Source organism: Mycobacterium sp. TH-M25, assembly GCF_057473665.1.
The window spans coordinates 1-8,845 of sequence record NZ_JBYCLA010000421.1 but is presented as its reverse complement, the minus strand read 5'-3'; the positions used below and the strand labels follow the sequence as shown (position 1 = coordinate 8,845).

8 protein-coding genes and 2 pseudogenes are annotated in these 8,845 nt (G+C 67.4%); 6 read left to right on the top strand and 4 right to left on the bottom strand.

What is annotated here, in order from left to right:
- On the bottom strand, positions 1-783 hold a 783-nt coding region (ctaC, locus tag AC2VOU_RS14255), incomplete at its 3' end, for an aa3-type cytochrome oxidase subunit II (protein ID WP_486957968.1).
- A gap of 198 nt (positions 784-981) precedes the next feature.
- Here ctaC and asnB point away from each other — a divergent pair.
- Positions 982-2,940 (top strand): asparagine synthase (glutamine-hydrolyzing), encoded by a 1,959-nt coding sequence (asnB, locus tag AC2VOU_RS14250; RefSeq protein ID WP_486957969.1) that lies wholly within the window; start codon positions 982-984, stop codon positions 2,938-2,940.
- Positions 2,941-3,039: 99 nt separating this feature from the next.
- Here asnB and AC2VOU_RS14245 read toward each other — a convergent pair whose 3' ends face one another.
- Positions 3,040-4,017, bottom strand: a complete 978-nt coding sequence (locus AC2VOU_RS14245) for a carbohydrate kinase family protein (RefSeq protein WP_486957967.1) — start codon at positions 4,015-4,017, stop codon at positions 3,040-3,042.
- A 164-nt stretch (positions 4,018-4,181) separates the two neighbouring features.
- Here AC2VOU_RS14245 and AC2VOU_RS14240 point away from each other — a divergent pair, with 164 nt between their 5' ends.
- Positions 4,182-4,829 (top strand): Rv0361 family membrane protein, encoded by a 648-nt coding sequence (locus tag AC2VOU_RS14240; protein ID WP_486957966.1) that lies wholly within the window; start codon positions 4,182-4,184, stop codon positions 4,827-4,829.
- Between the two features lie 14 nt (positions 4,830-4,843).
- Here AC2VOU_RS14240 and AC2VOU_RS14235 read toward each other — a convergent pair whose 3' ends face one another.
- Both AC2VOU_RS14235 and AC2VOU_RS14230 read right to left on the bottom strand, forming a co-directional pair.
- Entirely contained in the window at positions 4,844-5,203 is a 360-nt protein-coding gene (locus AC2VOU_RS14235) for an iron-sulfur cluster assembly accessory protein (RefSeq protein ID WP_486940447.1), read from the bottom strand.
- A gap of 93 nt (positions 5,204-5,296) precedes the next feature.
- Positions 5,297-6,388 (bottom strand): annotated as a pseudogene (locus AC2VOU_RS14230) (glycerate kinase family protein); the annotation flags it as partial.
- Between the two features lie 46 nt (positions 6,389-6,434).
- On the opposite strand from AC2VOU_RS14230, the gene AC2VOU_RS14225 reads away from it, so the two are divergent.
- From AC2VOU_RS14225 to AC2VOU_RS14210, 4 genes and pseudogenes are all read left to right on the top strand, one after another.
- Positions 6,435-7,094 (top strand): DUF3043 domain-containing protein, encoded by a 660-nt coding sequence (locus AC2VOU_RS14225; protein ID WP_486957965.1) that lies wholly within the window; start codon positions 6,435-6,437, stop codon positions 7,092-7,094.
- Positions 7,095-7,104: 10 nt separating this feature from the next.
- The gene (locus AC2VOU_RS14220; protein WP_486957964.1) at positions 7,105-7,641 is read left to right on the top strand and encodes a bifunctional adenosylcobinamide kinase/adenosylcobinamide-phosphate guanylyltransferase; all 537 of its coding nucleotides are present in this window, start codon (positions 7,105-7,107) and stop codon (positions 7,639-7,641) included.
- Entirely contained in the window at positions 7,638-8,690 is a 1,053-nt protein-coding gene (gene cobT / locus AC2VOU_RS14215) for a nicotinate-nucleotide--dimethylbenzimidazole phosphoribosyltransferase (RefSeq protein WP_486957963.1), read from the top strand. Before AC2VOU_RS14220 ends, cobT begins: the two co-directional genes overlap by 4 nt.
- Positions 8,687-8,845, top strand: a pseudogene (locus AC2VOU_RS14210) (adenosylcobinamide-GDP ribazoletransferase); the annotation flags it as partial. The gene cobT and the pseudogene AC2VOU_RS14210, both read left to right, overlap by 4 nt.

Here is an 8,845-nt window from a genome sequence, read left to right as displayed (position 1 = left end):
GTCACGCTTGAACAGGAACTCCGGCACCCAGAAACTGTGGATCACGTCAGCCGAGGCCAGCACGAACTCGATCCGTTTGCCGGCCGGCAGCACCAGCACCGGGATCTCCGTGCTGGTCCCGATCGTCTCGACCTTGTCGAAGTTGAGGTAGGTGCGGTCTTCGGTGTTGAGCCCACGGACCGGGCCGACCCGCTCCTCGCCGTGGGAGTCTTTGCCCTCGGGCTTGGACGTCATGGCCGCCTTGCGGGCTGGGTCGGCTCCGTCGTAATGGAGCGTGCCGTCTTTGAAGTCGACCTTCTGGTAGCCGAACTTCCAGTTCCACTGGAACGCGGTGACGTCGATGACGACCTCGGGGTCGGACGCCAGATGCAGAACCTTCTCCTGCACCACCACGGTGAAGTAGAACAACACCGAGACGATCAGGAACGGCGTGACAGTGAGCACCAGTTCCAGCGGCATGTTGTAGCCGAACTGCCGGGGCAGTTCGGTGTCGGTGGCCTTCTTGCGGTGAAACGCCATTGACCAGAACATGAAGCCCCAGACCATGATGCCGACCACCAGCGACGCGATCACCGCGGCGATCCACAGCTGGCGGTTCCAGGCAGCTTCCTCGGTGATGCCGGTCGGCCAGCCCAACGCCATGGCCTCGGTGAAGCTGCACCCGCTCAGGCTCACCGCAAGCAAGCCCAGCATGCCGATTACCGCCGGCTTACCAAGCCTGCGGGAATCTGCCGATCGGCTCTTCAACAAGCCCTGCGAAAAGCTTGGCCCGCGAAATGTCACGGTCACGCCTCCTGAGAATCACCAGCTGGACCAACGTCACACATCCCCGGTCAGGGGGACTGTCGGCTGACTCGCACGTCGAATACTACGCAGCGTAGACCACTCACGCCGCGGAGCCGAGTGCAGGCCCGCCCCATATCAGGTCACCGCTGTGCGGCATAGATGAGCGACCGCCGCCTTGCGGCATACTTAGCGGCGATGTGTGGACTGCTGGCCTTCGTGGCTGCCCCGGCCGGAGCCGAGCCGAACGGCGACGCGCACGCCACCGCCGAGGCCATCGCGCAGGCGTCGCGCCTGATGCGCCACCGCGGGCCTGACGAACCGGGTACCTGGGCAGACCCGGCCGGGACGGTCGTGTTCGGCTTCAACCGGCTCTCGATCATCGACATCGCGCATTCGCATCAGCCGCTGTGCTGGGGCCCGCCGGAATCCCCGGACCGCTACGAGCTGGTGTTCAACGGCGAGATCTACAACTACCTGGAGTTGCGCGCGGAGCTCGCCGAACAGCATGGCACGGTGTTCGCCACCGACGGCGACGGCGAGGCGATCGTGGCCGCCTACCACCACTGGGGCGCCGACGCGCTGCCGCGACTGCGGGGCATGTTCGCCTTCGCGTTGTGGGACACCGTAACCCGCGAATTATTCTGTGCCCGGGACCCTTTCGGCATCAAGCCACTTTTCGTGGCAACCGGAACCGGCGGCACCGCGGTCGCCAGCGAGAAGAAATGCCTACTGGATCTGGCCGAATTGATCGAGTTCGACCCCGGCGCAACTGGGATCGACGAGCGCGCCGTCCAGCACTACACGGTGCTGCAGTACGTGCCCGAGCCCGAGACACTGCACCGCGGCGTGCGCCGGCTGGAATCGGGCTGCTACGCCCGCATCCGCCCCGGACGGCAACCGGAGACCACCCGCTACTTCGTCCCACGTTTCCATACGGTGCCCTTGTCGAAGGGCACCGAGCAGGCCCGCTACGCCGAGATCACCGCGGTTCTGGAGGACTCGGTGGCCAAGCACATGCGGGCCGACGTCACGGTCGGCGCCTTCCTGTCCGGCGGTATCGACTCGACGGCGATCGCGGCGCTGGCCATCCGGCACAACCCGCGACTGATCACCTTCACCACCGGCTTCGAGCGCGAGGGATTTTCCGAAGTCGACGTTGCGGTCGCGTCGGCCGAGGCGATCGGTGCCCGGCACATCGCCAAGGTTGTCACTGCGGAGGAGTTCGTCGAGGCGCTGCCCGAGATCGTCTGGTATCTCGACGAACCCGTGGCCGACCCGGCGCTGGTGCCATTGTTCTTCGTGGCCCGCGAGGCGCGTAAGCACGTCAAGGTGGTGCTGTCCGGCGAGGGCGCCGACGAGTTGTTCGGTGGCTACACCATCTATCGGGAACCGTTGTCGCTGAAACCTTTCGACTATCTTCCCCGCCCGCTGCGGCGCTCGATGGGTAAGGTGTCCAAGCCGTTGCCGGACGGTATGCGCGGCAAGAGCCTGCTGCACCGCGGATCACTGACCCTCGAGGAGCGCTACTACGGCAATGCCCGCAGCTTCTCCGACGCGCAGTTGCGCGACGTGCTGGCGGTATTCCGTCCCGAGTGGACGCACACCGACGTCACGGCGCCGTTCTACGTCGATTCCGCCGACTGGGACCCGGTCGCGCGGATGCAGCACATCGACTTGTTCACTTGGTTGCGCGGCGACATCCTGGTCAAGGCCGACAAGATGACCATGGCCAACTCGCTGGAACTGCGGGTGCCGTTCCTGGATCCCGAGGTGTTCGCAGTCGCGTCCCGGTTGCCGGTAGAGGCCAAGATCACCCGCACGACCACCAAGTACGCCCTGCGCCGCGCGCTGGAGCCGATCGTGCCCGCGCATGTGCTGAACCGGCCGAAATTGGGATTCCCGGTTCCTATCCGGCATTGGCTGCGCGCCGGCCCGCTGCTGGAGTGGGCGCACGAGGCGATCGACGCGTCAGCCACCGACTACCTGATCGACCGCGCGGCTGTTCGGCGGATGCTCGACGAACACCGTTGCGGCACAGCCGATCACAGCCGCCGGCTATGGACGGTACTGATCTTCATGCTGTGGCACGCGATCTTTATCGAGCACCGCGTGGTTCCGCAGATCAGCGAGCCGCAGTATGCCGTGGAGCTCTAGGCACTCTCGCCCGAGCCGTCTTCGCCGAGACTTAACTCCTTGCGATCGGCGTCGGCGTGTTGTCACCACCGGTTAAGTGTCGCGGGCCGGGCGGGAGTCCTAACCCAGCACCGCGGCGATTTCTGCGGCCGCGTCGTCGCCGTAGGCATCCGCCAACCGGACCTTCGCCGTGGCGGGATCCCAGCTCCATTCCTGGGTGCCGGTCGACTCCAGTACCAGAACCGCGACCAGTGAGCCCAACTGTGCCGAACGCTCCAGGCTCAGGCCACCGCTGCGGCCGGTGAGGAATCCGGCCCGGAAGGCGTCACCGACACCGGTGGGGTCGGTCAGGCTGGTCTCCGGGACGACGTCGACGTGTACGCGTTCGCCGTCGCGGTCGATGATGTCGACGCCTTTAGCGCCCAGCGTGGTCACCCGCAGGCCGACCTTGGCCCGCACGTCGGCTTCCGACCAGCCGGTTTTCGACTGCAACAGTTCCCATTCGTAGTCGTTGGTGAACAGGTACTCCGCGCCGTCGACGAGCTTGTCGATCTCTTCGCCGGACAGCCGGGGTAACTGCTGCGAGGGGTCGGCGGCAAAGGGCAGGCCGAGCTTGCGGCACTCCTCGGTGTGCACCACCATCGCGGCCGGGTCGTTGGCGCCGATGATCACCAGGTCCGGCCTGCCGAGTGAGGAGACGACGTCGGCCAGCTTGATGTTGCTTGCTTCGGACATCGCCCCCGGGTAGAACGACGCGATCTGGGCCATGTCCTCGTCGGTGGTGCAGACAAAACGCGCGGTGTGAGCGGATTTCGAGATCAGCACGTGGTCGGTGTTGACGCCATGCGACTGCAGCCACTTGCCGTAATCGTCGACGAAATCGTCACCGGCGGCCCCGACCAGCGCCACGTCGCCACCGAGCACACCGATGGCGAAGGCAATGTTGCCCGCGACGCCGCCGCGATGAATCACCAGGTCATCGACCAAGAAACTCAGCGACACCTTTTGCAGATGCTCGGCCAACAGGTGTTCAGAGAACCGACCTGGAAACCGCATCAAATTATCAGTGGCAATAGAACCGGTTACCGCGATAGTCACGAAACTCCACCCCTTCAAAATCCTAAGTTCGGCTATCGAAGCCTACCCGTGACCGTGGTCGGCTCCCCACCGCGGGCATGCGCCAGCTAGCCTCCGTAAAAGAACCTCGCGGCGGCCTGACGCGTCCAGGGCCCTGCGGCTTTGCTACCCGAGGAGATCCAGCTATGCCGGGTCCGTACTCGTCGGACCAACGTGGCGGCTCCGACGGACCGCCGCTTGCCGGCATACATCCCAGTGAGCCCGCTGCAGCCCCGCCGGGATACCCGACACCGCAGCAGGTGCAGGCAGACCCGGGTCCGATGCCGCCGCCGGCGCCCCTCTCGAAGCCTCGCCGACGCGGATTGCTCGTCCGCGGCGGCATCGCGCTGGCCGTCGTCGCCGTTGCGACCGCCGCCGTCTTGTACGGCACGCACCGCGCTCCGCTGGCCGCACCGGGGACGTTCTCCGATGCGACCGCTCGGTCGGCGATCCAGGGCTACCTCGACGCGCTGGAACATCGCGACATCGAGGCCATCGCACGCAATACGCTGTGCGGTATCTACGACGCCGTCCGGGACCGCCGGTCCGACGAGGCGTTGGCCAAGCTCAGCAGCGACGCGTTCCGCAAGCAGTTCACCGAGGCGCGGGTGACGTCTATCGACAAGATCGTCTATTGGTCCAATTACCAAGCGCAAGTGCTGTTCACCATGCGTGTACAAGCGCCGACGGGCAACGGTACGCGCAGCGAGGTGCAGGGGGTCGCACAGTTGATCAGCCAGCACAACCAGATCTTGGTGTGCTCCTACGTGCTACACAGCGCGGGAGTGTACTGAGTCCCGCTCGAAGATCAGTTGAACGAGTCGCCGCAGGCGCACGAGCCGGTGGCGTTCGGGTTGTCGATGGTGAAACCCTGCTTCTCGATGGTGTCGACGAAGTCGATCGAGGCGCCCTGGATGTACGGGGCGCTCATCCGGTCGACGGTCAGCGTCACACCACCGAACTCGGCGGTGAGGTCACCGTCGAGGGCGCGGTCGTCGAAAAACAGGTTGTAGCGCAGGCCTGCGCAGCCACCCGGCTGGACCGCGATCCGCAGCGACAGGTCGTCGCGCCCCTCTTGATCCAGCAGCGCCTTAGCCTTGGCTGCCGCGGCGTCGGTCAAGATCGCGCCGTGGGTGGTGGCGGTGGCTGACTCGTCCTGAACAGTCATAGGTTCTCCTGAGTAAGTACGTGCGTGCTGGTGGGTTCGCTCGGCGAGTCAACCCACCTGTCCAACGGTACCTTGTCGTAGGGCCGTTCGTCAGAGTCGTGCCGCGACCTCGGCGGCCAGCCCCATCAACTGGTTGGCAGCATCGGCCAGCGCGAGCCGTGTCGAGCCGGCGTAATCGGCGACGCCGGCCGCGCCCAGAACTCCCGCGGATTGGAAGGTTGCCTCGTCCAGCGTGACCTGGCCGGCCAGCACTACCACCGGTACCGGCGACGTTCGAGCCAGCGTTCCGACGACCTTGCCGCGTAGCGACTGCTCGTCGAATGTGCCCTCCCCGGTGATGACCAGGTCGGCGACGGCCAGTTCGGCGGCCAAGCCGGTGCACTCGGCGATGAACCCGGCGCCCGACCGGCACCGGCCGCCCAGCGCGAGCAGCGCCGCCCCGATCCCGCCCGCGGCCCCAGCGCCCGGCTCCGCACTGACCGGCCGACCGGCGGTGTCCAGCTCGCGGGCCCACTGCTCAAGGCGTTCTTCGAGGGTGGCAACGGTGTCACGATCGGCGCCCTTCTGCGGGCCGAACACCCGGGCCGCACCCCAGGGCCCCAGCAGCGGGTATTCGACGTCGCAGGCCGCGACCAGCTCAACTCTGTCGAGGCGTTGCCGCGCCACCGGAAGGCCGCCGAGCTGCTCGATCAGCCCGCGACCGCCGTCGGTGCAGGCAGAGCCACCCAGCCCGACCACGATGCGGGTCGCGCCCGCCTCGAGGGCCGCGGCGATCAGCTGACCGACTCCACTGCTGTGCGCCGCCAGTGCGGTGTGCGGCGTCGGCGGACCGGCCAGCAAGGCCAGTCCGCAGGCCTGCGCGCATTCCAGGTAGGCGGTCCGCGACACCGGGTCGAGCACCCACGCAGCGGAGACGTCAGCGGTCAGCGGCCCGCGAACGGTCAGCGTGCGACGCTCCCCCAACCGGCTGGCCAGCACGTCGACAAACCCCGGACCGCCGTCGGACTGCGGCGCGACGACGATGCGATCTCCAGGACGCACCCGGTTCCAGCCCGCGGCGATGGCCGCTGCCGCCTCGATCGCGGTCAGGGTGTCGCCGAAGCTGTCGGGCGCGATGAGCAGACGAAGGGCCGGCGCAGCGCGTGCCGATCCACTCATTTGAGCAACAGTAGAACGTCGGGCCATCTCGGCCGTTTTCCAGACGCCTCCGCGGTTAAGTAACCTGGCGGGCGTGAAACTGCTGGGCCGTAGCAAGGGCGAAAACCGGCGCGCGCCCGCGCCGCCGACCGACGGCGTCGAAGCGGCGGCGCCGAGCCCCCCGCAGGCCACGGCCCGCAAGGGACGGCCCACGCCCCGACGCGACGCGGGCCGCAAGGGCCCGGTCGCGCCGGCACCGATGACCTCTTCTGAGGCCCGGGCCCGGCGGAAGTCATTGGCCGGACCCAAACTCAGTCGTGCGGAACGCAAACAGCAGACTTCCGCGCGGCGCACCCAGATGGCCGAGCGACGCGAGCGCATGATGAGCGGTGATGAGCGGTATCTGCTGTCCCGCGATCAGGGGCCGGTGCGCCGGTATGTCCGCGACATCGTCGATGCTCGTCGCAACGCGCTCGGTCTGTTCATGCCGTCGGCGCTGGGCCTGATGTTTTTCATGTTCGCCGTCCCTCAGCTTCAGCTCTACGTGTCGCCCGCAATGCTGGTGTTGATGCTCGTGATGGCGCTCGACGGGCTGATCCTTGGTCGCAAGGTCGCCCACAAGGTCGACGAGAAGTTCCCTCAGGATACCGAAAGTCGTTGGAAGCTAGGGCTTTATGCGACCAGCCGGGCATCCCAGATGCGCCGGATGCGGGCACCGCGACCTCAGGTCACGCACGCCGACCGCGTCGAGTAGACGATCCCCGGTGCGAACCTTGGTGCTCGGCGGAGTCAGGTCAGGCAAATCCCGGTGGGCAGAGTCGGCCATCGCCGAGTCGCTGCCGACCGATCAGACTGTGGACTACCTGGCGACCGGAAAGGCAGGCGGCAGCGATCCGGCCTGGCGGCAGCGCGTGGCCGAGCATCGCGGCCGTCGGCCGCCGCACTGGCACACCGTCGAAACCGACGATGTCGCAGGGCAGTTACGACGAGCACCGGACACCGCGACGCTGGTCGACGACATGGGCGGCTGGCTGGCCGCCACCCTGGATCGGCGCCTGGCCTGGGAGGGCGGGTCGGTATCGACCGACCTCGACGAACTGACAAGCGCCATCGCGAGTTTCACCGCTCCGTTGGTGCTGGTCAGCCCGGAGGTCGGTCTGACGGTCCATGCCGGCACCGCGTCGAGCCGCCGGTTCACCGATGAGCTGGGCTCACTCAATCAGCGGTTGGCCGCATTGTGCGAGCGCGTCGTGCTGGTGGTAGCCGGCCAGCCACTGGCGATCAAGCAGCCCCAAACGTGACGATGTTCGCGCCGGTGACGCCGCCCGATACAGCCGCCGCGGCGGCTGCGCGCGCCCGCCAGGACACCCTCACCAAGCCGCGCGGGTCGCTGGGCCGCCTCGAAGATCTGTCCGCATGGGTGTCGTCGTGCCAAGGACACTGTCCACCAGAGCAATTCGAGCATGCCCGGATCGTCGTCTTCGCCGGAGACCACGGCGTCGCCCGGTCCGGAGTGTCGGCATATCCCCCTGAAGTCACCGCGCAGATGGTCGCCAACATCGCCGCCGGCGGCGCGGCAATCAACGTGCTCGCCGACATCGCCGGGGCCACCGTGCGGGTCGTGGACCTCGCGGTGGACGCCGACCTGCCGTCCGCTGCGATCGGCGCCCACAAAGTGCGGCGAAGCAGTGGTGACATCGCCACCGAAGATGCGCTCACCGGGCAGGAGGCCCGCGACGCGATCGACGCCGGTCGCCAGATTGCCGACCAGGAGATCGACTCGGGTGCCGACCTGCTGATCGCTGGCGATATGGGTATCGGAAACACCACTGCGGCAACAGTTCTGGTCGCAGCGCTGGTAGGCGTCGAGCCGGTGGCCGTGGTCGGTTACGGGACCGGGATCGACGACGCCGGATGGGCCCGCAAGACCGCAGCGGTGCGCGATGCGTTGTACCGGGCCGAGCACGTGCTGGGCGATCCGGTGGCAACCGTGCAGTGTTGCGGCGGAGCCGATTTGGCAGGCATCGCCGGCTTCTGTGCGCAGGCCGCTGTGCGGCGGACACCGGTACTGCTCGACGGCATGGTCGTGACGGCCGCCGCGTTGATCGCCGAGCAACTCGCGCCGGGTGCGCGGTTGTGGTGGCAGGCCGGCCACCGTTCGACCGAGCCCGCGCACGAGCTCGCTCTGGCTCAACTCGGTCTGGATCCGATCCTCGATCTGCGCATGCGACTCGGCGAAGGCAGCGGTGCGGCGCTGGCATTGCCGGTGTTGCGGGCCGCGGTGGCCACCTGCGCGTCGATGGCGACGTTCGCCGATGCCGGCGTCACCGATCGCATGTCTGCATCGTGATCCGTTCGCTGGCAGCGGCTTTCGCGTTCGAGACCGTCGTCCCGATGCCCGCCGGTCGGGATCGGCCGTTCGACCGCGGCGCGATGACCGCCCTTCCGCTGGTCGGCGTCGCGCTCGGCGCGCTGGTCGCCGCGGTGACGTGGGCCGGCTGGTGG